Annotated in this window: 28 protein-coding genes; 15 read left to right on the top strand and 13 right to left on the bottom strand. The window is 70.1% G+C overall.

Features of this window, described 5'->3' with window-relative positions; genetic code table 11:
• Positions 1-371: 371 nt before the first annotated feature.
• Positions 372-1,265, top strand: coding sequence for a fibronectin type III domain-containing protein (locus AB0A63_RS27510; protein WP_360396492.1), 894 nt, complete (start codon positions 372-374; stop codon positions 1,263-1,265).
• Positions 1,266-1,374: 109 nt separating this feature from the next.
• On the opposite strand, the gene AB0A63_RS27515 is transcribed toward AB0A63_RS27510, so the two are convergent.
• Entirely contained in the window at positions 1,375-1,722 is a 348-nt protein-coding gene (locus tag AB0A63_RS27515; protein WP_360396494.1) for a hypothetical protein, read from the bottom strand.
• Positions 1,723-1,746: 24 nt separating this feature from the next.
• Complete coding sequence (locus tag AB0A63_RS27520) at positions 1,747-2,643, bottom strand: hypothetical protein (protein ID WP_360396496.1); 897 nt, start codon at positions 2,641-2,643, stop codon at positions 1,747-1,749.
• A 60-nt stretch (positions 2,644-2,703) separates the two neighbouring features.
• Between AB0A63_RS27520 and AB0A63_RS27525 the strand changes: the two genes are divergently transcribed.
• Together AB0A63_RS27525 and AB0A63_RS27530 are read left to right on the top strand one after the other, a co-directional pair.
• Entirely contained in the window at positions 2,704-3,177 is a 474-nt protein-coding gene (locus tag AB0A63_RS27525) for a DUF6301 family protein (protein WP_360396497.1), read from the top strand.
• Positions 3,174-3,989, top strand: coding sequence for a hypothetical protein (locus AB0A63_RS27530; RefSeq protein ID WP_360396499.1), 816 nt, complete (start codon positions 3,174-3,176; stop codon positions 3,987-3,989). Before AB0A63_RS27525 ends, AB0A63_RS27530 begins: the two co-directional genes overlap by 4 nt.
• A gap of 313 nt (positions 3,990-4,302) precedes the next feature.
• Here AB0A63_RS27530 and AB0A63_RS27535 read toward each other — a convergent pair whose 3' ends face one another.
• A complete protein-coding gene (locus AB0A63_RS27535) occupies positions 4,303-4,563 on the bottom strand; it encodes a hypothetical protein (RefSeq protein WP_360396500.1) in 261 nt (86 codons plus the stop codon).
• A gap of 58 nt (positions 4,564-4,621) precedes the next feature.
• On the opposite strand from AB0A63_RS27535, the gene AB0A63_RS27540 reads away from it, so the two are divergent.
• Positions 4,622-4,954: a hypothetical protein gene (locus tag AB0A63_RS27540; protein WP_360396502.1), complete on the top strand. Its 333-nt coding sequence runs from the start codon at positions 4,622-4,624 to the stop codon at positions 4,952-4,954.
• On the opposite strand, the gene AB0A63_RS27545 is transcribed toward AB0A63_RS27540, so the two are convergent.
• Entirely contained in the window at positions 4,944-5,810 is an 867-nt protein-coding gene (locus tag AB0A63_RS27545; protein ID WP_360396504.1) for an alpha/beta hydrolase-fold protein, read from the bottom strand. The genes AB0A63_RS27540 and AB0A63_RS27545 overlap by 11 nt on opposite strands.
• Entirely contained in the window at positions 5,807-7,033 is a 1,227-nt protein-coding gene (locus AB0A63_RS27550; RefSeq protein WP_360396506.1) for an amidohydrolase family protein, read from the bottom strand. Before AB0A63_RS27550 ends, AB0A63_RS27545 begins: the two co-directional genes overlap by 4 nt.
• A 52-nt stretch (positions 7,034-7,085) precedes the next feature.
• On the opposite strand from AB0A63_RS27550, the gene AB0A63_RS27555 reads away from it, so the two are divergent.
• From AB0A63_RS27555 to AB0A63_RS27565, 3 genes are all read left to right on the top strand, one after another.
• Positions 7,086-7,661 (top strand): TetR/AcrR family transcriptional regulator, encoded by a 576-nt coding sequence (locus AB0A63_RS27555; RefSeq protein WP_360396507.1) that lies wholly within the window; start codon positions 7,086-7,088, stop codon positions 7,659-7,661.
• A gap of 340 nt (positions 7,662-8,001) precedes the next feature.
• Positions 8,002-8,640: an AAA family ATPase gene (locus tag AB0A63_RS27560; protein ID WP_360396509.1), complete on the top strand. Its 639-nt coding sequence runs from the start codon at positions 8,002-8,004 to the stop codon at positions 8,638-8,640.
• A gap of 354 nt (positions 8,641-8,994) precedes the next feature.
• On the top strand, positions 8,995-9,324 hold the full coding sequence (locus tag AB0A63_RS27565) for a hypothetical protein (protein ID WP_360396511.1): 330 nt from the start codon (positions 8,995-8,997) through the stop codon (positions 9,322-9,324).
• Here AB0A63_RS27565 and AB0A63_RS27570 read toward each other — a convergent pair whose 3' ends face one another.
• The 3 genes from AB0A63_RS27570 to AB0A63_RS27580 all read right to left on the bottom strand — a co-directional run bounded on the left by AB0A63_RS27570 (position 9,325) and on the right by AB0A63_RS27580 (position 10,828).
• Positions 9,325-9,558 carry a hypothetical protein gene (locus AB0A63_RS27570; RefSeq protein WP_360396513.1) on the bottom strand — a complete coding sequence of 78 codons (234 nt, stop codon included), beginning with the start codon at positions 9,556-9,558 and terminating at the stop codon, positions 9,325-9,327. It abuts the gene before it with no gap.
• 201 nt (positions 9,559-9,759) lie between these two features.
• The gene (locus AB0A63_RS27575; protein ID WP_360396514.1) at positions 9,760-10,446 is read right to left on the bottom strand and encodes a DUF5984 family protein; all 687 of its coding nucleotides are present in this window, start codon (positions 10,444-10,446) and stop codon (positions 9,760-9,762) included.
• Positions 10,447-10,516: 70 nt separating this feature from the next.
• A complete protein-coding gene (locus AB0A63_RS27580; protein ID WP_360396516.1) occupies positions 10,517-10,828 on the bottom strand; it encodes a hypothetical protein in 312 nt (103 codons plus the stop codon).
• A gap of 46 nt (positions 10,829-10,874) precedes the next feature.
• Between AB0A63_RS27580 and AB0A63_RS27585 the strand changes: the two genes are divergently transcribed.
• A complete protein-coding gene (locus AB0A63_RS27585; protein ID WP_360396517.1) occupies positions 10,875-11,672 on the top strand; it encodes a DNA-formamidopyrimidine glycosylase family protein in 798 nt (265 codons plus the stop codon).
• Between the two features lie 69 nt (positions 11,673-11,741).
• Here AB0A63_RS27585 and AB0A63_RS27590 read toward each other — a convergent pair whose 3' ends face one another.
• Positions 11,742-12,269 carry a hypothetical protein gene (locus AB0A63_RS27590; RefSeq protein ID WP_360396519.1) on the bottom strand — a complete coding sequence of 176 codons (528 nt, stop codon included), beginning with the start codon at positions 12,267-12,269 and terminating at the stop codon, positions 11,742-11,744.
• A 100-nt stretch (positions 12,270-12,369) separates the two neighbouring features.
• Here AB0A63_RS27590 and AB0A63_RS27595 point away from each other — a divergent pair, with 100 nt between their 5' ends.
• Complete coding sequence (locus AB0A63_RS27595) at positions 12,370-12,663, top strand: hypothetical protein (RefSeq protein ID WP_360396520.1); 294 nt, start codon at positions 12,370-12,372, stop codon at positions 12,661-12,663.
• Between the two features lie 81 nt (positions 12,664-12,744).
• Here AB0A63_RS27595 and AB0A63_RS27600 read toward each other — a convergent pair whose 3' ends face one another.
• Entirely contained in the window at positions 12,745-13,008 is a 264-nt protein-coding gene (locus tag AB0A63_RS27600; protein ID WP_360396522.1) for a GlsB/YeaQ/YmgE family stress response membrane protein, read from the bottom strand.
• A 237-nt stretch (positions 13,009-13,245) separates the two neighbouring features.
• Between AB0A63_RS27600 and AB0A63_RS27605 the strand changes: the two genes are divergently transcribed.
• Both AB0A63_RS27605 and AB0A63_RS27610 read left to right on the top strand, forming a co-directional pair.
• Positions 13,246-14,421: a SpoIIE family protein phosphatase gene (locus tag AB0A63_RS27605; protein WP_360396524.1), complete on the top strand. Its 1,176-nt coding sequence runs from the start codon at positions 13,246-13,248 to the stop codon at positions 14,419-14,421.
• Positions 14,418-14,759, top strand: coding sequence for an STAS domain-containing protein (locus tag AB0A63_RS27610; protein WP_360396525.1), 342 nt, complete (start codon positions 14,418-14,420; stop codon positions 14,757-14,759). The genes AB0A63_RS27605 and AB0A63_RS27610 overlap by 4 nt, the downstream gene beginning before the upstream one ends.
• Positions 14,760-14,765: 6 nt before the next feature.
• On the opposite strand, the gene AB0A63_RS27615 is transcribed toward AB0A63_RS27610, so the two are convergent.
• Complete coding sequence (locus AB0A63_RS27615) at positions 14,766-14,915, bottom strand: hypothetical protein (protein ID WP_360396527.1); 150 nt, start codon at positions 14,913-14,915, stop codon at positions 14,766-14,768.
• 112 nt (positions 14,916-15,027) lie between these two features.
• Positions 15,028-16,065 carry an acyl-CoA desaturase gene (locus AB0A63_RS27620; RefSeq protein ID WP_360396529.1) on the bottom strand — a complete coding sequence of 346 codons (1,038 nt, stop codon included), beginning with the start codon at positions 16,063-16,065 and terminating at the stop codon, positions 15,028-15,030.
• A 283-nt stretch (positions 16,066-16,348) separates the two neighbouring features.
• On the opposite strand from AB0A63_RS27620, the gene AB0A63_RS27625 reads away from it, so the two are divergent.
• Positions 16,349-17,158, top strand: coding sequence for a MerR family transcriptional regulator (locus tag AB0A63_RS27625; RefSeq protein WP_360396531.1), 810 nt, complete (start codon positions 16,349-16,351; stop codon positions 17,156-17,158).
• 35 nt (positions 17,159-17,193) lie between these two features.
• On the opposite strand, the gene AB0A63_RS27630 is transcribed toward AB0A63_RS27625, so the two are convergent.
• Positions 17,194-18,375, bottom strand: coding sequence for an FAD-dependent monooxygenase (locus AB0A63_RS27630; RefSeq protein WP_360396533.1), 1,182 nt, complete (start codon positions 18,373-18,375; stop codon positions 17,194-17,196).
• A 117-nt stretch (positions 18,376-18,492) separates the two neighbouring features.
• Here AB0A63_RS27630 and AB0A63_RS27635 point away from each other — a divergent pair, with 117 nt between their 5' ends.
• From AB0A63_RS27635 to AB0A63_RS27645, 3 genes are all read left to right on the top strand, one after another.
• Complete coding sequence (locus tag AB0A63_RS27635) at positions 18,493-19,413, top strand: LysR family transcriptional regulator (RefSeq protein WP_360396881.1); 921 nt, start codon at positions 18,493-18,495, stop codon at positions 19,411-19,413.
• Between the two features lie 207 nt (positions 19,414-19,620).
• Positions 19,621-20,709, top strand: a complete 1,089-nt coding sequence (locus AB0A63_RS27640) for a hypothetical protein (protein WP_360396535.1) — start codon at positions 19,621-19,623, stop codon at positions 20,707-20,709.
• A gap of 98 nt (positions 20,710-20,807) precedes the next feature.
• Positions 20,808-21,695, top strand: a complete 888-nt coding sequence (locus tag AB0A63_RS27645) for an oxidoreductase (RefSeq protein ID WP_360396537.1) — start codon at positions 20,808-20,810, stop codon at positions 21,693-21,695.
• Positions 21,696-21,767 lie beyond the last annotated feature (72 nt).

Below are 21,767 nucleotides of genomic sequence, written 5' to 3' on the forward strand. Positions count from 1 at the left end.
CCAGCAGGACAGCCGGGCCACCCAGCTGCCGGCGACCGCGTCGGTGGAGAACCTGCGCGGCGCGGGCGACCTGCGCGACGCCGCCGTGAAGGCGAGGACGTCCTCGTCGCCGACGGCACGACTGCGGTGATCAAGCTTTGAGGAGCACTGGGCGGTCAACCCGTACCGTGATCTCTGCGGGATCAAGTCCATTGAGGACAGTTGAAGCACGTCCAATGCAAGAGTTGCTTCCGATCTGCTTCCACTCCGTGCTGCATTTCGGCATTGCTCGAACATCACCTCCGCCTTGCTGCGGCTGAATGGTCGACACGTTCCGACGTTGATGTGCGGGACACTGTCCGCGGTCGAGTGAACACGGAGAGGATGTAGAGGTGCGCAAAAGAGGGAAGCCACTCCGCATCACCGCTTTGTCGCTGGCATCTGCCCTGGCGGCCGTCGGGGTGCTGACGGGAGCCGCAACCCCGGCGTCGGCCCAGACGACCGCGGTGCGGATGGACTACACCTGCACGACCTCCTCCGGGGCGAGTGCCCGGATGACCGCGTGGGTCGTCGGCGGTCTGCCGGACGACGGCGCGGGCCCGAACACCATCGCCAGGCACGAACCCGCCTACATCGACGTGGACCTGGACCTGCGCGAGCTGCGCCCGGTCCTGACGATGGCCGGCGGGGTGCGCCTGGACGCCGACAGCACAGCGACGCTGGACGCGCACATCACCGGCCCGGACGGGACGCGGACCACCCGGGCCTCGTTCACCGTCGCGCCCACGTGGCTGACGACCACCCAGGGGGCCGCGGTGCGGGCCGCGGGCTCCTTCCCGGTGCAGTTCCTGACCACACCGGGCTACTACGACCTGCACGTGGACGACCTGGCACTGACACTGCGCCCCGAGCGTGCCGACGGCACTCCTGTCGGCACGGTCACCGCGTCCTGCTCGCACGACCCGGCGCAGAACGACCTGCTGGGCACCGTGTGGTCGCAGCCCGCCGTCTTCGAGCGTCCGCCGCGCCCGAGCGGGTTGCGGGTGGTCTCGACGACCCCGACGTCCGTGACACTGGCCTGGGAAGCCTCCTCCTGGTGGAACCCGACCCTGGGCTACGAGGTGTACCTGGACGGAGGGCACACCGGCTTGGTCACCGAGAAGCAGGTCACCCTGACCGGGCTGACCCCCGACAGGCAGCACCGGGCGAAGGTCGTCACCACGGACGTGCAGGGCATCCGCTCGACCATGAGCCAGGGCCTGATCTTCACCATCCCGCCGGCCTGACACCCCGGCCCGCCGATCACGGGCCCGCGACCGGCGGGCCCTGATGCCGTGGTGCTCACCTGCGCCGTGCTCGCGGCACGCGCCTGTTCTGGGCCGTTCAGCTCCAGGATCAGTCGGTGAGACCGGGCAGGTGGTAGCCGGTGTGGTCGTCCCACTCGATCTCGTAGTCGTCGAGGGTGAACGTCCAGTCCGCGTCCGGCACGGCGTGGCGCAGCGCGGTGACCGCGGCCAGCCAGTGCACGAGCGAGGGGACCGCCCGGTCGTCCGCGCCGGGCATCTTGGTCGACCCGTTGAGGACCGTTCCGGACTCCAGCTGGTCGTAGAGGAACAGCCCCTCTTCTTCCGCGGAGAACGGCGCGTTCGCGTTGTGGGTGTCGACGGCCTGGCCGACCGCCGTGACTTCGGCGTCGGTCAGCGGGGTCGCGCGGCGAGCCGTGTAGTAGAGGGAAACGCCCATGCGGGCCACCTTAGCTGGCTTCGATCACGAGTAGTCGATGTCCAGCTCGGCGAAGCCATGGGACCGGAACAGCGCCTTGCCGTCCTTCTTGAACGGGTTGCCGCAGTCGACGAACGTGACGCTCGCCAGGGTCGGGCAGTCCAGCAGCGCCTCGACGTTCACGATCCGCTTCGAGTTCAGGACGGTCAGCTGGACCAGGTTCGGCAGCGTCGGGAAGACCGTGCAGTCGATCTCGGCACGGACACCGTTGAGGCGCAACGACTCCAGCGTGGTGATCTCGGCGAGCCGGGCCACCGGGAAGTCGCGTCCCGTGCCGCCGATCTCCAGCGCGCGCAGCGGGGCCACGAGGTGGTCGACCACGTCGGTGTTCTTCAGGTGCACCAGCTCCAAGTGCCGCAGCGACGGCAGCGCCGCGAGCTGACGCAGCACAGCGGGGTCACCGGACACGTTGGTGCGGAGGAACTTGAGTGGCGGCAACGGGTCGACCACCTGGGGCAGCCGCGGCGTGGTGTAGGAGCTGACCCACATCAGCGCGCGCAGCGCCGGCAGGGCGGTGTCGGCGGCGAGGGGGACCGGAGGGGCTTGGCCGTCGGCGTTGCCGATCACCAGTGACGTCAGCGTGGGGGACGTCAGGTGCGTCACGAGCGGCGCGGGCAGCGTCAGCGACTCCAGGTTCACCAGGTCCGGCAGGTAGGCGGGCAGCACCGCCTTGCGCAGCTGGGCCTCCGTCGGGCACAGGGCCAGGCTGTGCACCCGTGCCATGTCCTCGGGCCGTGGCCGGCCCCGCCACGGAATCCGGACGGCGCCGTCCTCGGTGTAGTGATCGCACTCGTCGGCGTTGCCGACGCAGAGGCCTCCGTCGCCGCGGAGCGGGCCGAGGTACCGCTCGCGGCTCGCGCTGAAGGGGTCGACAGCTGTCATGGCGGGCATCATCCACCGTGAGGTCGTCGCGTCCGATGAGGACCGTGCGAAGATCGGAAGGTGAGCTGGAAGGCGATGACGCCCGTCGAGGCGTGCGACCTCATGGACTTCTGGGAGGCCGCACCCTGGCCGCTCACGCGTGACCAGGTGCAGGAGTGGTTCGGGTGGACGATCGAGGTCGACGGCGGCGTCCCCTACCTCATGAACACGGTCTCCGGGTTCACCACCCCGGACGTGTCGACCATCGGCTCCAGGGGCGACCTGTCCTACCTCCAGCTCGACGTCGCGGACACGATTCGCGAGGTCACCCCCGCGTCGAGGCGGTTCCTCGGTGACGCCTACGCCCTGATGGTGCGCGAGGGGGAAACCCGCTGGGGCGCACCGGCGATGTGCGACTTCAAAGGCACGTCGTCCGCCACCTGGACCACCCCGTCCGGCGGGAGCATGTCGTTCAGGCTCGACCTGAGGGGGCTGCGCGCGATGTTCGAGACGCCGCAGGGCGTCGCGCTCGACCGGAGGGCCGGACACCGGTGAACGACCGCCTTCCCGCACCCGGACGGTTCGTCCGGTACCGCGACGTCGCTTACCGGTTGCTGCACTCGCCCGACAAGTGGTGGATCGCGTCGGACCACGCCGTCGACGAGTCGTTCACCAGGACGGGCCGCCGCTACTTCGTGAAGCACCTCGGGCCGGATGACGTGCTGGACTGCTACGACCTCGCCCGTCCCGGCACCTACCGCGGCCTGGCCGTCGAGGTCCTCACGACCACACCTCAGGCGTACGTGGTGACCACGCTCGACCAGCGGGCGGGCGCAGAGGGCTTCGCGAGGGCCGACCACCGCGGGCCGCTGGAGAAGCTCGTCGCGTTCGACGACCCGGAGCTGCGGTTCACCACCGAGCTCACGCCGGTTCGGGCGCCGTGGCAGATCGCGCACGCCTGGGAGCTGTTCGCCGAACGGCTCACCGACGCGCTGCGCGACGTGACGGACCGCGTGTTCCTCGTCATCCACGCGGCGGACGACCCGAAGCGGTACGTGCAGTTCGCGGCCGGGCCCGACCGCCTCGACGCGGAGGCGCCGGGCGCGGACGTCGTCGCGGACGCCCTCGAGTTCCTGCTGCGCAGGTTCGGGTGGGTCGAACCTGGGGTCGCACAGCCCAACTGGACGTCGTCGCTGCGGCGGCCCGCGCTCACGGCCGAGTTCGCGCAGCTGGCGCGGCGGTGCGTGGTGGCGCTGAACAAGTCTTACGGGATCACGAGTCCGGACGACCTCCGGTACCGCGCGTGGCACGAGCCGGTGGGTGCGCAGACCGCCGCGGTGAAGCTGCCTGGGCTCGGGCTCGACTGATCACCGAGCGGCATTCCCCGGTGTGACCCGCCTGCCCGCGACATCCGGTGAGGACTGCAGGAAGTGATCATCCGTTCTGACGCTATCGAGAGCAGGCGAGGCCAGAACCTTCCAATCGGGCAGCAATCCATCACGGAGGAGCGAGGCTGCCAACTGCACGGCTCACTTTCGGTAGCAGGGCGTTCACCAGGGGGAGTGTGAGGATCAACACTCGTCTGTGACGTTCCCGTGTTCATTTCGTAATGTGGCCGCCCGTGTGAGCATGCCCTGTCCCCGACGCAAGGTGTTCCCGAATGCCGGGCCGACATAGAACTCAGCCGACACCCAGCAAGAAGCTGCCCATCGCGGTCGCCGCCACCCTCACCGCGGGCCTGGTCGTGACCTTCTGGACGGTCCGCGGTTCCGACCAGCCGGTCGACCCGACCGGAGCGGCCGCCCAGCTGGGCGCCCCGGCGACCTCCGCCGGCCAGAGCTCGACGTCCCCGACGACGTCGACCACCGCGACGACGTCCTCGGAAGCTCCGATCACCACCACGGTGCCCCCGGTGACCACGACGGTCCCGTTGACCACCACACCGCCACCTCCGCCGCCTCCACCACCCCCGCCGCCCTGCCCGACCACGTTGAACGGCGTGAAGCCGCACGTGGCGCAGGTGGGCCACCACGTCGGGGGCAAGTTCGGCGTCGACAACATCGGTGGCGCCGTCGGCCGCGGCGGCTCCGGCGACCACCCCACCGGCCTGGCGCTGGACTTCATGGTCGACAACGCGACCGGCAACGCCCTGGCCGAGTACGTGCTGGCCAACCGGAAGGCGTTCGGCGTCACCTACGTGATCTGGCGGCAGCGCTACAACGACGGCAGCGGCTGGTCGATGATGGAGGACCGGGGCAGCCCCACGGCCAACCACATGGACCACGTGCACGTGTCGTTCCAGCCGAACGCGGTCGTCAAGGTCACCTGCTGAGCTCACCGGCTCGGCAGGTCCTGAGGTAGCTGAGGAACGACGACTGCAGGCCGGTCACGTGCGTTTCGCGCAGCACCTCGCTGGTCACGGCCGCGCCGCGGGCGGTGAGGTGGTGCAGGACGGTGGCCGCGTTCTTCGTGAGGTTCTGGTAGATCGGCACGGTGCCGAGGATCTCGCGGTCGTTGAACGTCAGGTGGAGCTCGGCCGTGGGCAGGTCGTCGCCCAGTTCCCTGATCCGGGCGAAGATCCGGCTGTCCTCACCGGCGACGCCGGGGCTGCCGGCCCCGATGCTCTCGAAGAGCGTGGTGCCGGTCAGCCAGGCGTAGAGGCTGAAGAGTCCGCCGTAGGAGTAGCCGAAGAGGCCGTGGCCGCTCGTAGCCGTGCCGTAGTCGCGTTCGACGCGCGGGTGCAGTTCGTCGGTGATGAAGCCGAGGAACGCATCACCTCTCGTGTCGCGCAGCTCGTCGACGTAGGCGTCGGCCTGCTCGCGGGTCATCGCACCCGCCTGGACCCCCATCTCCACGGCGTCGAGGAACTCCCGGGCGACGGGCTCGCCGGGCGGCACGAGGTCCCTGTTGCGCAGCCGCGCCCAGTGCTGCGCGTCCTCGCCCGCGTAGCCGATGCTGACCTGGATGTACGGCTTGATCGGCTGCATGGGGTCCTGCTGCGTGACGATGAGCGGCGCCGTCAGGCCCACCGCCCAGTTGCCGTCGAGCACGTACACGACGGGCAGCTGTGCCGTGGCGGGGTCGTGGTTCGGCGGCGTGGTGACCCACACGCCGTAGTCGTGGCCACTGCTGGAACGCAGCTCGAAGTAGTCGGTGTCGGCGAGGCAGCCGTTCCACATGGTGCTCATCGGAGATCCTTCACAACACGTCCATTGTGGACGACGAGTACGGCGTTGGCGGGGTCGGCGAAGACGGCCGGGTCTTCGAGCGGGTTTCCGTTCCACAGCACGAGGTCCGCCTGCTTGCCGGGGGCGATGACGCCGACGTCGGGCAGGCCGATGATCTCGGCGTTGGTCTTCGTGGCCGCCACGAGGGCGTCCATCGGTGTCTCGAACTGTGCGCGCAGGCTGAGCTCCTCGCCGCGGCGGTCCTGGTCCGGGCCGATGAGGTCGGACCCCAGCCCGACCCGCACCCCGGCCTCCTTGGCGACGGCGAGCGCCCTGGCCATCCGTTCCCGCGCTCCCGCCACGCGCTCGCGGACCGCTTCGCCCAGGCCGGCGGCGGTGGGGTCGTGCAGCAGCCGTTCGACGACGGTGAACGTGGGCACGAGCGCAACCCCGTGGGCGGCCATCAGCTCCGCCGTCTGTTGGTCGAGATCCGTGCCGTGCTCGACGCAGCGCGCTCCTGCCTCGACCGCGTTGCGGATGCCGTCGTTGTTGTGGGCGTGCACGGTCACGTAGGTGCCGCGTGCCGCGGCTTCCTGCACCGCGACGGCGATCTCCTCGACGGTGAACTGGGTGTCGGTGAGCCGGTCGTTGCCGCCCACGACCCCGCCGGTCACGCAGAGCTTGAGGAACGACGCCCCGTGCCGGAACGCCTCACGCACGTTGCGCCGCAGCTCGTCGGCGTTGCCGGCCATCATGGACAGCGCGCACAAGCCGGGCACGTGGTGGCTGCTCCACAGCTCGGTGGGCTCCCACTCAGCGCCGTAGTAGCCGTGCCCGCCGGTCTGACACTGCACCGGCCCGCACGACAGCACACGCGGCCCCCTGACCTTGCCCTTCGCGATCGCGGCGACAACCCCGCCGTCGATCCCGCCGGTGTCGCGGACGGTCGTGAAGCCGGCGTCGAGCGCCTTGCCGGCCGCGGCGAAGATGTCCGCGGCGATCTCGGCGGCGCTGATCTGGAACGAGAACTGCGGCTGGATCGGGCTCGACAGCCCCAGGTGGACGTGCGCGTCGATGAGGCCGGGCGTCATCGTGAGCCCGTCGCCGTCGATCCGGTCGCCGTCGATCCGGTCTCCGTCGGCGGCGCCGATGATCCGGCCGTTCTCGACGGTGACGGCGCCCTGGGTCGGATCGCGGCCTGATCCGTCCACGACCGTGGCGCCCATCAGCTGGAAACGTCCCATCCGCCCTCTTTTCCACTGGATAAATCTCTTTTCCAATGGATAAACTAGCGGCGTGGTCCTGTCAAGCACCGGCGATGCCCGCGAGCGCCTCCTGGCGCGCCTCCTCGACGTGTTCGACGACGGTCTTCCGCCACCGGAGACGTCGCTGCGCGAGATCGCGGCCCGGACCGAGACCAGTCATGCGTTGCTGCGGTACCACTTCGGGTCGCTCACGGGGGTGCTGGCGGCGGTGCTCGGGGCGCAGCGGGCCCGCGACAACGAGGCGTTGTTCCGGGACGCGGCGCAGGGGACGTTCGACGACCTCGTGCGGGCCATCTGGCGGACGTACATGCGTCCGGAGCAGCTGTCGCGTGCGCGCGGGTTCTTCCACGTCGTGGGGCTGGCGGCGTACCGGCCGGATGAGTACGGCGAGTTCATCTCGTCGCTGGGGGACCTCACCGGGGCGTTGGCGTCGTTGGCGGAGCGGGAGGGGGCCGGTGCTGCGGAGGCGTTGACCAGGGCCACCGTTGTCGTCGCTGCGATTCGGGGGTTGTTGCTGCAGGAGGTTTTGACGCCGGGGGTGTGTTCGGAGGAGGCGGTGGCGTTGATCCTGGGGATGGGTGGGGAGCGATCCGGTTCGGAGGCCTGAACTCAGGTCAGCGTCGGCTCGCGTCAAGCGCTGCTTGTAGCTCGATCGAAGTAAATCTGCGCGATGTCCGCATTGGAGGACCTACAGGCAATACGCATGTACCGGCGGCGGCGTGCAGATGGTGCAATTCATCGAATGCGGGCCGAGCTGCAGCCCGGCGTGTCGGCCTGCGGGCAACTGCACGCCTACGGGAGCCTGCGCACCGGACTACCACTGATCGGAGGAACCCGATTTCATGCTCGCCCGTCGCGCCTACATCCCCGAGGAACTCCTGCCCACGGGCTCTCGGCGGGCATGGCCGCTCGACGTACCATGCGTCGCCCAGTTGGCTGAGGAGGGCATGTCCTTCGAGAAGCCGGTGACCTTCCTCGTCGGCGAGAACGGCTCCGGCAAGTCCACCCTCGTCGAGGCGTTCGCCGAAGCCTGGGGCTTGGACGCGCGCGGCGGGCGAGCCGGGCGCAAGTACGGCAACGACCGCCCGAAGACCGAGCTCGGCGAGATGGTGCGCTTCGAGACCACCGCGGCCGGCGTCCGGCACCGTTCCGGGACCCGCACGAAGCGCAAGGGCTACTTCCTGCGCGCGGAGACCGCCTTCGGGTTCATGGAGGCGGTCTCCGGCATGCGTGGCTACTGGGACGAGGACACCAGCGAGATGAGCCACGGCGAAGGGTTCCTCACCGTGTTCTCCGCGATGTTCCGCGAGCCGGGCTTCTACCTGATGGACGAGCCCGAAGCCGCCCTGTCGTTCCAGTCCTGTCTGCGGCTGGTGTCGCTGATGCACCAGCTCGGCAAGTCCGGCGCGCAGATCATCTGCGCCACCCACTCACCGATCCTGGCATCCACGCCGGACGCTGACATCATCGAAGTCGGCGACCACGGGTTCCACCGCACCAAGTGGGAAGACCTCGCTCTGGTCGACCACTGGCGCCGGTACATGACCACGCCGGAGGCATACCTGCGGCACGTCACCGAGAGCTGACGCGGTCGATGGACACCGGCCTGAGCGAGGCGGACGCCCGATACCGGGAGTGGATGCTCGACAACCTCCAGCGTGCCGCGGACCACCTCGGGCTCATCGTCGTCGGCGAGCCCCGGCGTGGGTGGGTCGACCGCTCAGTCGGAGCACCCGCCCGCCGAGATGAGCAGACGTACTGGCTGCGTGTGGTGTCCGAGGACGTGCGGTGGGCTGGTGGTGCGTTCTGGACGGGGAACGTCGACTCGAACGTGTTGACCGGTCTGGCGAAGCCACGTGTACGAGTGGGAAGAGGTGCGGCGTCAGCGCGCTGAGGTGTTGACGCTTCTTCCTGGTTCTCCGTGCTCTCGTACTGACGCGTTGCGCGACTGCGTCGACCTGCCCGACGCGTGGTGGGCAGAGCTCCGGCGAACGATCGACGTGGTCGCGGCAACGCCGATGGACCGGGTCGGCGTCGGCCAAGACCTCGTCACCACGAGGATTCGGCACCGGTTCGGCGACGGCATCTCCACGGAGGTCTCGGCGTGGGAGACGGTGCATGGCGACTTGCACTGGAGCAACCTGATGCAGCCCGAGTTCGGGCTGCTGGACCGGGAGATGTGGGGGAGAGGACCCGCGGGGGTCGACGCGGCGACGCTGCTCCAGGCGCGGCGATCAGTGTTCTTGGCGTCCGCGACGAGATGGTCCTGATCACCCAGGTCGGTCGACTGGGAACAGCTGGAGGTGCCACTGCTCGTCGGCCCCTTCCCGGAACTTGATCCCGAGGTGGAACCGTCTCCAGGGCAGCGGGATCTCCCAGCGTTCCGTTCGGCCGAGCTCCACTTCGGTCACGTACACGTGTGGTGTGTTCCAGTCGAACTGCAGCTCGGCCGTTGCGGTCCAGCCATCCACGTCGCCCGGCGGGCGGCTGTCGAGCACCTCCACGACGACCTGGACCTCACCGTGTTCACGCCCGGCGAGCAGGTGCACCTGCCCATCGCCGCGATCGTCGATGAAGTTCTCGATCTCCTCGGCTCGACCGGTTCAGGGCAGCTCTTCGGCCTCGAAGAGGAAGCATCCGTGGGCCACCCACACGCTTCCTTCGAAGCGGGACATCACGTTCACCGCGCCCTTCCCGAACACCGGCTACTCCGTCGAAAAGATACGCGCGACACCTTCGCGAACCGCCGCCCAGTCCGTGCCGGGTGTCCGCCGCAGGGCAGCGGCCATCGCTCCCGAACGCTGCTGGTGTTCCCGGCGGAGCTGCTCCAGGTCGAGCTGGACGTCCGCGGCCACCCCACCGGCCTCGACCTCCGCGATGCGCCGCTCCATCGCGACCATCAGCTCCCGATCGAACGTCTCCACCGCCTGCAGGAACGACTCGGTGGGCACGCTCACCCGTCCCCGCCTCGGCACGGTGCAGTCGACCCCGCTGTCGACGGGATGTCTCCAGTCGACGGTGATCGTGTCCTGGTCGGCCACCGATCGCCACCAGAGGATGCTGGGCCCGGCACGCAGGTAGCTGGTGTTCATGAAGTGGCCGCTGTACCAGTCGACAGCCGCTTCCTCGTCCGCCCCGGGCCAGGCGTCGCCGGTCAGGTGCCCGACGAGGTCCGCGGGCACCGGTTCCAGTGCGGAGGGCAGTACTTCCTGGATGTCCTCCCACAGCCGGACGACGTAGTAGTCGACCGGCGAGGACCGGTGGTGGAACAGCTTGTGCCCGTCCACCTCGATCCAGTAACGGCCGTCGGTCAACGCGAACCAGTGCAGGCGGCGCTCACCCCACGGCTCCACATCGGACAGTGGCGTGAGCTGGAAGTGGAAGCGGATCACCTCGGCAGTGTGCCCACCGCGTGGGCCCGGTGTCGAACGACTTCACCGCGGACCGGAGGGCCGGCTGTGCTCAGGCGTCGCGGCGCTCCAGTTCCTCCAGGCCGTCCTGCCAGCGCTGCTCGCGTTGGAGGGCGGTCTGCTCCCACCACGGGGTGCCGCGCTCGCCGAGGGCGACCTTGGCGAGCTGGACCCGTGCGCGGGCGTCGTGCTCCGCCTCGGGGTCGTCGGTGCGGTGGGCGGCGCTGATGTCACGGCGGGCCTTCATGAGCAGGCTGCGCAGGCGGGCCGCGGGCTCGGGTGGGATGTCGGGGTCGGTGGCCCGCCAGCGCCGCCCGTTGATGATGACGAAGTGCCCGTCTGGCGTGTGCTCCGGCTCGGCCATCGCACCAGGATCGCACCGTTCGGCCTGCCGGGCGTGTTCAGCGGGGGTGGGTGATGATGGAGTGGTGGCGGAGGGCGACAGCGTGGCGCGGATCGCGGCACGGCTCGACACCGCCACGGCCGGGATGTTGATCGTCCACAGTGATGTCCGGCATCCCCGTTTCGCCACCGTCGACCTGGCCGGGCAACGCATTCTCGACTGGCGTGCGCGGGGCAAGCACCTGTTGTGCCGCACCGACGGTGGGCTGACCGTCCACTCGCACCTGCGGATGACCGGCTCCTGGTCGGTGCTGCGGCCGGGCAAACGGCTGCCCGCGCGGGTGATGCCCGATCTGCGGATCGCGTTGCGCCTCGACGACGGCCGCACGCTCGTGGGAGTCGCGCTGCCGGTTCTGACCGTGCTGAGGACGTCCGACGAGCACGCGGTGGTGGGGCACCTGGGTCCGGATTTGCTGGGCACCGACAGCCTCTCCGCCGGTGCGGAGCGGGTCGCGGCGGCCGGGGGAGCGGCGATCGTCGCGGCGCTGCTCGACCAGCGCCGGGTGGCCGGGCTGGGCAACATGTGGGCGCAGGAGCTGCTGTTCCTGCACGGCGTCGATCCGTGGCGGGCGGCCGATTCGGTGGACGGTCTGGAGGTGTTGCTCACCGATGCCCGGCGGCGGTTGCGGCACGCGGTGCGCGAGAACCCCACGCAGAACACGACCAGCAGGCCGCGGCCCCGGCATTGGGTCTACGGCAGGGCTCGGCGTCCGTGCCTGCGTTGCGGCACACCGGTCGCGTTCCGCCCGGCCGAGCTCACCGCGCACGGCCGGGAAACGTGGTGGTGTCCTGTCTGCCAGGTGTGACGGGCACGTCCCGCCGGCTGGTCGGTGACCCGGAAGCCTTGGCACACCTGGTGGACCGGCTCACGAACGTCACCGGCTGCCGCGGGGGAGTGGGCCGACGTCGGCGTGGCGGCCTGGGCGCAACGCGGCGTGGCGCTGTCCGGGGCCTGGGCCGGAACGGGCGGCCAGCGCGTCGGCGACGACACCGGTGACGAAGGCGTAGACGGCCTTGTGCAGCAGGTCGACCGCCAGTTCGCCGCGGGGCCAGGTGGGCGGGGGAGCGCCGACACCCGTTGCGTTCTCGAGGATCTGGTCGTTGGTCAGCCGGACGACCGTGAACTTCGCCGAGGACCACGGTCCGCGCAGGCCGGCGTGTGCCATGACCGAGCGCAGGACGCCCAGCAGCACGCCCTGGCCGAAGTGCATCGCCAGGTTGACCGGCACCGGCTGCCTGCCGCCGGGTCGTTCCCGCATGCCCGTGAGGCGTTGCAGGACCCGCGCCGGCACGTGGGAGTCCGGGCGGCCGGTCAGGCGCTGTTCCACCTTCTCGCCCACCGTCATCACCAGCACTCCGGCGGTGCCCGCGACCAGGCCCTCCCACAACGCGCGTTTCATCATGCCGCGTCGAGTACCCGGCGAGGGGCGACCTATCCGCGGCAGGTTGAAGGCGGCGGCGCCGGGTATGCGGTTCGCAGGACGACGTCGAGGGAGGCTGCTGATGACCGCCATGCCCGCGGTGGCCGCGTCGAGCAACTGGCGCGACGAGGACGGCACCCGGTTGCCGTCGGGTGACGTGCACGCCTGGTGGCCGGGGCAGAACCAGACGCTGTGCGGTGTGCCGTTGCACCGCGCGCGGCTCGACCGGTTCTCGCACGTGCTGTGGGCCGACGCGGTGTGGATCAACGACACCGGAGGGGAAGGCACTCCCGCGATGGCGATGTGCCCGCGCTGCACGGCGGCGACACGACCGAAGCGGACCAGGCGCGCCGACCGCACGAGGGCCCGTCCCTGACTCAAGCGGCAGCACTTGGTGGGCACGGCGAACGGCCCCGGTCACCGCGTGGGTGGCCGGGGCCGTTCGAGGTTGCGGCTATCAGCGCACGCTGCTGCGGCTGCGGCCCGAGATGGCCTCCGCGACACCGATGAGCAGCACCGAGGCGATCACCGCGACGATGAAGCCCAGCACGTTGAGCTCGAAGATGTCGCCGGTGCCGAGCAGGTTCGCGATGGTGCCGCCGATGACGGAGCCGACCAGGCCCAGCAGCAGCGTCGCCACGATTCCGAGGTTCTGCTTGCCGGGCTTGATCAGTCGGGCGAGCGCGCCGATGATCAGTCCGGCGACGATGAACCCGATCACGTCAGCCTCCTGAAGTCGATTCTGTTGCCCACCTCGGCTACCCCGGCGCCGCGCCGCCCAATCACAAACGACGATCACGTCACTGTCGCACGGCACGCCCGCGAGCAGGCCCGCGCGCCGCCGGTGCAAGTGGCAGGATCGTCGGGTGAACGTCGTCAGCGGGTGCAACGTGGTCGTGACCGGCAGCGGGCTGGTGGTGCCCGCCGCGGCGATCGCGGCTCACGTCGGAGGCCGGTGATGACCGAGTACGAGGACAGCCTCGAAGACCTCTACGACAACGCACCGTGCGGGTACGTGTCCACGTTGCCCGACGGCACCATCGTGAAGATCAACGCGACGCTGCTGCGGTGGCTCGGCCGTGAGCGGGACGCGGTGGTGGGGCGCGTCAGCTTCAGCGACCTGCTCACCGTCGGTGGGCGGATCTACTACGAGACGCACTTCGCGCCGTTGTTGCAGCTGCGGGGCGAGCTCGGTGGTGTCGCGCTGGAGCTGAGGGCGGCCGGGGGCACGCGGCTGCCCGTGCTGCTGACCTCGACCGTCAAGTCCGACGCCGGCGGCAGGGCGCGGTTCATCCGGACCACGGTGTTCGACGCGCGGGACCGGCGCGCGTACGAGGAGGAGCTGCTCAGGGGCCGCGACCTCGCCGAACGTGAACGCGACCGGGTGCAGCGGCTCGCGCGGACCCTGCAGCAGACCCTGCTGCCCCCGGCCCTGCCGGTGGTGCCCGGTGTGCAGGCCGCCGCCTACTACCACCCCGCGTCGCTGGACCAGGTCGGCGGCGACTTCTACGACCTGTTCCCGTTGCCCGGCGACACGTGGGGGTTCTTCCTCGGCGACGTGTCCGGCAAGGGCGAGGACGCGGCCGTGGTGACGTCGCTGATCCGGTACACGCTGCGCGGGGCGGCGGTCTACGACCCGGACCCCGTGAGCGTGCTCGACCACCTCAACACCGTGCTCTACCAGGCTTCCCAGGGCATGTACCCGCGGTTCTGCACGGTTGTGTGCGGCAGCATCCGCCGCGACGGCGACGCTGCGGTGATGACGGTGGCCGGCGGCGGGCACACGCCGGCCGTGGTGTTCCGGGCGGACGGGACGTCGTCGTTGCTGCACCTGCGCGGCGGACAGCTGGTCGGCGCGCTGCCCGAGGCCCGTTTCGTGGTCGCGGAGCTCCGCCTGGAGCCGGGTGACGCCATCCTGCTCTACACCGACGGCCTCACCGAGGCGCGGACCGGCGCCGACAGCTGGTACAGCGAGGAGGACCTGCTGGACGACCTCGCCGGCCTGGCACCGGCGACCGCGCCGGACGTGATCGCCGCGGTGAACCGGCTGCTGGACGCCCTGGGCGACGGTGTCGAGGACGACACGGCCCTGTTGGCGTTGAGCGTTCCCGCACGGGAGGGTGGTCGCGCGTGAACGACTTCTCGGTGACCGTCCGCACGGTGGCGGCCGGTGTGGTCCTCACCATCCGGGGCGACCTCGACGCGCACACCTCGCCCGGTGTTCTCGCCCGCACGGGTGAGCTCTCCCTGTCCCGCGGGCAGCTGCTCGTCGTGGACCTGTCCGGGCTGCGCTTCTGCGACTCCAGCGGCATCTCGGCGTTCATCGCCGCCAGGAACCTCGCCGTCGGCGCTCAGGCCGACGTCGTCCTGGTCGCTGTGCCGCGACAGGTCCTCCGGGTGCTCGACGTCGTCGGTCTGGGCGCGCTGTTCACGGTGCGCTCCAGCGTGGAGGACGCGCTCTCGGGCCGTTGAGCTGCTTCAGTGCTCCGACGGGACGCGCTGTGCGGGCACCGGTTCCTGGAACAGGTTCGTCCAGGACGGCCGGTCGGACTCGGCCGGGCCGGGCTGGGTGTGGGTCTCGTGGTTTTCGGGATGGCTGAACAGGTCGTTCGCCGAAGGCAGGGTCACGTGGTTCTTTCCGTTTGATGACAGAGGTCTTGACAGGAGAAGTCCTGGGCGCGGAACGCGGCCACCTCTCTGCCAACCGTACACCCTCCGCCGCCGATCCGGTCTTCGTTCGTCAGGCCGTGTTGCGCAGAGGTGCGCCCGCGCCGTGCAGGTGCCGGAGCACCTCGGCGTAGGAGCGGCGCAGCGTGGTCTTGCTGTACGGGATTCCGTGGCGTCCGCAGAAGTCCTCGACGACGGGTTGCGCGTGGCGCAGGTTGGGGCGGGGCATGTGCGGGTAGAGGTGGTGCTCGACCTGGTGGTTCAGCCCGCCGAGCAGGGCGTCGACCCACCGGCCACCGGTGACGTTGCGGGAGGTGAGCACCTGCTTGTGCAGGTGGTCGAGTCGTTGTTCACCGGTGATGATCGGCATCCCCTTGTGGTTGGGCGCGAACGAGCACCCGAGGTAGACGCCCATGAGTCCTTGGTGCACGGCGATGAAGACGACGGCTTTCAGCGGAGGCAGCACGAGGAACACCGCGGTGAGGTACGCGGCCAGCGGGACGACCTGCAACGCGGTCTCGCGCCACGGGTTGCGCAGCTCGTTGCGGCACAGGGCGACGATGCCGGAGATCCGCAGCACGACCGCTTCGGCGAGCAGCAGCGGGAAGAACAGGAAGGCCTGCCGTTTGGTGATCCAGGCGTTCAGGCCGCGTTTGTCCTTGGCCTGGGCGCGGCTGAAGGCGAGGGCGTGGATCTCGATGTCGGGGTCGTGGTCCTCGTGGTTGGGGTTGGCGTGGTGGCGGTTGTGCTTCGCGACCCACCACTGGTAGCTGATCCCGGTGAGGCTGCCGTGCAGATGCCCCACGACGTCGTTGTGCCGGTGGCTGCGGAAGATCTGCCGGTGACCCGCGTCGTGCCCGATGAACGCGAGCTGCGTGGACGCCACGGCCAGGGCGACAGCCGTGAGCACCCGCCACCACGAGTCGCCCAGCAGCACGAAGGCCACGGCGATCCCGCCGAGCAGCACCGCGTTCACCGCCATCCGCACCAGGTAGTAGCCGCGCCGCCGGTCCAGCAACCCGGCTGCCCTGAGCTCCTTGGTGAGGCGGGCGAAGTCGCTGCCGCGCGGGCGGTCGGCCGGTTCGGTCAGTACGTCGGGCGCTGACGACATTCGTCTACTCCGGACGGTGCGGGTTCAGGTGCTCCCGCGGCGTTCGCCTGGGAGGGCGCGCGGGTGGGCCGCTGGAAGCTCGACTGGCGCAGATCAGGAGAAGAACGCCCCCCGTGCGTCACCTCGTCCGCACGGTCATCGCCAGATCCCCTTTCGCGGTGGTTCAACCCGAATCGGAGGAAGTCGCGTTCCCAGGGGTGAACGACGGGACCGGCGTGTTGCACCTGCCGCAGCGGCATGTGATGTCCTTCGGGTCACCACAGCTGGAAAGGTTCCGCCTGCGATGCACTTCACGCCTCCCCGCCAGGTGAAGATCGGTGACGCCGCCGCGTTCGCCGGGACGACCCCGCGCGCGATCCGCCACTACCACCAGATCGGTCTGCTCCCCGAGCCCGAGCGGGGTGCGGACGACCGCCGCCGCTACGGCTACGACGACATGATCCGGCTGCTGTGGATCCGCAGGATGGCCGAGGCCGGCATCGCGCTCGACGACGTGCGGGCCGCGTTCGACGGGGCCCGGGACGTCGCGGAGAACCTGGGGCGCCTGGAGGAGACCCTGGCCGCGCAGGAGGCGGAGATCCGCCGCCAGCGCGAGGCGGTTCAGCGGCTGCGGGTCGTGGGCAGCCCGCTGGGGTTGTTGTCGGACCTGGTGACGGACCGGCTCCGCCACCTGCCCGCCGGTGCGGTGCGCCCCTCCGACCTGGAGGCCCTGCTGGTCACCGAACGGATCTTCGGCCCGCTGGCCGCCGCGGTGCAGGCCAGCACGGTCATCGTGCTGGCCACCCACCCCGACCTGCGGGAGGAGGACGACCGCCTGGAGGCGGCCGAGGCCGCACTCGACGACGGCGTCGATCCCGGAGACCCGCGGGTCGAGGAGCTCGCCCGGCAGCGGTTCGCCTATTACGAGGCCGTGGAACGGGCCGTCGAGGCAGCCGGGCTGGACGTCGCCGAGGAGGAGCTCTTCGCCCTCGACCTGGGCGAGCAGGAAACGCAGATGAGCGCCGGCGAAGCGCTCACCAAGATGCCGTACGACTTCTCAGCCGCCCGGATGCGCTGCATCGAGCGCACGGCACAGCTCCTCGCGGACAGCTGACTCCTGCGGAAGGGCTGACGGCCCTTGCGCACGGATCAGAGGTGGCGCAACGACTGCTTCACCACGTGCGCACCTGCGAGGCAGGCGGCCGCACCCGGCTGCTCCCGGTGGCCAGGGGGCGTGATCATCCAGTGGCTGAACGCGGTGTAGTGCCGCGCGAACTCCTGTGGTGTGGCGGAGTGCTCGACGGCGGCGGACAGTTCCGCGACGCGGGCGTACCGCGGGATGCGGTCGGCCTGGTAGGCCGCCAGGGCGGAGGGCACGTCGTCGGCTGCGCCGACCAGGGCGCCGAGCAGCGCGGCGTCCTCGACGCCCAGCGTCGCACCGGCCGTGATGTGCGGTGACATCGCGTGGGCCGCGTCACCGGCCAGGGCGACCCGTGCCGAGACCCAGTGCGGCAACGGCGGTACGAGCACGACGTGGTTGTGCAGGACCAGCTCCTCGGGTGTCGCGCGGATCAGCCGCGTCAGCACCCCGTCGCGGCCGTCCTCCAGGTGGCGGGCCCGTTCCAGCGCCTGGTGCCTCGGGGTGCCGGTGAGCGGTGGTGACCGGAACTGGTTCACCAGCCAGTACACGCTGCCGTCGTGGGTGCGGACGTACCCGCCCCTGCACCCGTTGGTGCCCAGGACGAGCCGGTTCTCCGCGACCGCGACGCCGCCGGCCGGGACGATCGCGCGCCAGGCGTGGTGGCCGCGGTGTTCCTGCGCGGGGGTGCCCGGCACCAGCTGCGCGCGGACCGCCGAGTACGCCCCGTCCGCTCCGACGAGCACCTCGGCTTCCTCCGTGCTGCCGTCGGTCAACCGGACGGTGACGCCTCCGTTGTGTTCCTCGAACGCGCAGAACCCGGCGCCGAGGCGGATGTTCTCGCGCCCCACTGCGTCGGCGAGCAGGCCGGTCAGCTTCGCGCGGTGCACGAGCAGGTACCGGTGGTCTTCGGCATCGAACCCCGGGGTGTCGAGCAGCCTCCCCGAGGGGTCGTGGAAGCGCATCTCGCTGGGCTTGCCGATGGCCCGCACCTGCTCGCCGATGCCGAGCCCGTCGAACACCGCCAGTGCGTTGGCCCAGAGCCCCAGTCCGGCACCGGCGGCGCGGATCTCCGGTGCCCGCTCGCAGACCACCACGTCGACCCCGGCCCGGCGCAGGGCGACGCCCGTCGTCAACCCGACGATCCCGGCGCCGATCACCACAGCCCGCAGCACGGGCGCTTTCCCGGTCATGTTGTTGCCCTCCAACGGTTTCTCTCCCGTTCTTCGACCGTAGGAGCGACCGGGGGTTAACACCAGTGCAACTCTGGCAAGCAACCATTTCGAATGTGATAATCGGCTGTGCGCGACATCGACCTGAAACTGATCGAGGCGCTGGACGCGCTGCTCGCCGAGAACAGCGTGACCAAGGCCGCCGCCCGGCTGCACACCTCGGCGCCGGCGATGAGCCGCACCCTGGCCCGCCTGCGCCGCGTCTTCGACGACCCGCTGCTCGTCCGGGCCGGACGTGACCTCGTGCCGACACCACGGGCAGTGGAGCTGCGCGGTGAGGTGCACGCGATCGCCTCCAGGGCACGGGCGCTGTTCGCCCCGTCCGCCACGGCCGACCCGCGGAGCGCGGTGCGCACGTTCGACCTGCAGGTCACCGACATGCTGTCCACGACGTTCATCCCGTCGCTCATCGACGACCTGCGGGACCAGGCCCCCGGCATCTCGCTGCGGCTGCGGCCGGAGAACCTGGAGGACACCCCGGCGCTGCGGGAAGGCCTGGTCGACCTGGAGATCGGCAGCATCCGGCCCGGCGACGCGGAGGTCCACTCCGAAGCGCTCGTCACCGAGGCGCTGATCGGCGTCGTGCGGCCGGGTCACCCCCTCGCCGAGGTGGAAGTGGTGACACCGCAACGGTTCGCCGCCGCCGACCACGTCGTCGTGTCGCGGCGCGGCCGGGCACGCGGCCCGGTCGACGAGGAGCTGACCGAGCGGGGGCTGAGTCGCCGCGTGGTGGCCGTGGTGCCGACGTTCGCGAGCGCGTTGTTCCTCGCCTCGGAGACCGACGTCGTCTGCATCGCGCCCGCCCGGCTGGCCCGCCGGATGCTCGACAAGCTCGGGCTCCGCACGTTCGCGATCCCGGTGGACCTGCCGCCCGTGACGGTCGGCATGGCCTGGCACCCGCGCAACCACCACGACCGCACCCACCAGCTGCTGCGCGACCGCACCCGGCACATCATGGCCGCTGCGGGACCGGGCGATCCTCCCGGACGTTCCTCGTAGTTTTTCCGGTCAGCAGGAATAGCGGCAGTTGCGGTGATCATTGGGGAAATCGACTGTGGGAAAATCCCACTCTCTCCACTCGAAAGAGTGAGATTGAATCCGTTGTGGAGTGTGATTCACATTCCTATAGTCGAGAACGGCCGGTCTTTCGCGTTCTAGCCTGGAAGGTCTCCCCTCGTGAAAGCAACTGTGGCTTTTCTCGTTTCCGTGAGCATGCTGGGTTTCTCCTGCGCCGCTCTCGCTGAAGGTTCCGCGGTCGATTTCGGAAAGGGCGCGCGATTCGAGTCGGAGTGGAAGATCCGCCCGGCCCTGGACCCCGACTACGAGGTGGTTCAGCTCACCAGGGACAAAGAGCTCGACAACAAGATGTACCTCGACGTGGACCCCTACGTCCCGTCGCTCAACTCCGTCCTGTTCATGTCGGAACGGGACGGCGACGAGAACCTCTACCTCATGTCGCTCGACAACGGGAGGTTCGTGCAGGTCACGGACTCCGACGACATCGACGGCGACCACGCCAACGTCTCGCCGCAGACCGAGGAGGCCTTCTACCTCGACGACCGGACGCTGACCAGCGTCAGCCTGCGCGCCCCGTACCGCGAGAAGAAGATCCGCACCTTCTCGAGCAGGTACGACTTCAAGGGAATCCCCTCGCTCACGTCGGACGGCAAGACGGTCGCCGCGTCGCTGTACGACGAGGAGGAGAAAACCTCCTCGCTCGTCCTGGTCGACGTGAGATCGGGGGAGCTGCAAACGGTCAAGAAGATCGACGGGGAGGTCGACCACGTGTTGATCAACCCGGTGCACGGGGACACGCTGCTGTTCCACCTGCGCTACGACTCCCAGATCGGTCTGGTGGACATCGGCACGAAGAAGAAGACGATGCTGACCGATTCGAATGACCACGGTGCGCACCCGTTCTGGGCGTCCAACGGCCGGGACGCCGCCTTCGCACAGCGGAAGCAGGGCGAAACGCCGGACCAGGTGGTGACCTACAACATCCGCAAGCAGGAGTTCTTCAGCTACGACACCCAGGAGAGCAGCAACCACTACGCCATGAACCCCGCGCGGACGATCATCCAGGGCGACGGCCACAAGGACTCGACGGCCTACATCTACTTCTATTACATCAAAGCCGGCACGAACAAGGTCGACACCGTGAAGATGTTCAAGCACGGGAGCTCTTCGAACGAGGAGTCGGTGCACCCGCACGCCGCGTTCATCAACGACACGGACCTGATCTTCAACAGCGACGCGGACGGCAACGGCAACGTGTACCTGCTGAGGGAGAAGTAGGACGCTCGGCCGTGGAGGGGGTGCGGTGCCGGATTCCCGGCGCCGCACCCCCGCGCTCGCACCGGTGCTCGACCCAGCCGGTGCCTAGACTGGCGATCATGACGAAGCAGCGGTGGGCCGTCGCAGACCTCCCCGACCAGACCGGGCGCACCGTCGTGGTGACCGGCGCGGCCAGCGGGGTGGGGCGCGGCACGGCCACCGCCTTCGCGGCGGCGGGGGCGCGCACCGTGCTCGCCGTGCGGGACGTCGCCGCGGGGGAGCGGGCGGCGGCGGCCATGCGCGGCACGACCGAGGTGCGTCAGCTGGACCTGGCCGACCTGGCGTCGGTGCGGGCGTTCGCGCAGGGGTGGCAGGGCGGGATCGACGTCCTCGTCAACAACGCCGGGGTGGCGATGACCCCGCAAGGCCGCACGGCGGACGGGTTCGAGCTGCAGTTCGGCACCAACCACCTCGGGCACTTCGCGTTGACGAACCTGCTGCTGCCCTCGATCACCGACCGCGTCGTCACGGTGGCGTCCGGCGCGCACAGGGCGGGGGTGCTCGACCTGGACGACCTCGACCTCGCCCGGTCCGGCTACAACCCGGTGAAGGCCTACGGCCGGTCGAAGCTCGCGAACCTGCTGTTCACGCTGGAGCTGGACCGGCGGTGCCGGGAGGCGGGGTCGGCCGTCAGGGCGTTGGCCGCTCACCCCGGTTACACGGCGAGCAACCTGGGGACGAAGGGCCGCAACCGGCACCTCGTCAAGGTCGTGCACCTGGCCGGGCGGTACCTCGCGCAGAGCGAGGAGCAGGGGGCGCTGCCGTCGTTGTACGCGGCGACTCAGGACCTGCCGGGCGCCAGCTACGTGGGTCCCGACGGGAGGTTCGAGCTGCACGGCCACCCCGCGCTGGTCGGGCGGTCGGCGGCGGCCAGCGACCCGGTGCTGGCGCGGCGGTTGTGGGAGGCGTCGGAGCGGCTCACCGGCGTGACGTTCCCGCGGTGCTGAGATGAGGGAGGTCCGGCCCCCCCCCCCCCGGGGGGGGGCCGCCCCCCCCCCCGCCGCGCCCCCGGCCCCCCC

It is taken from the genome of Lentzea sp. NPDC042327 (genome assembly GCF_040647275.1).
In the GTDB taxonomy this organism is placed as follows: Bacteria; Actinomycetota; Actinomycetes; order Mycobacteriales; family Pseudonocardiaceae; genus Lentzea.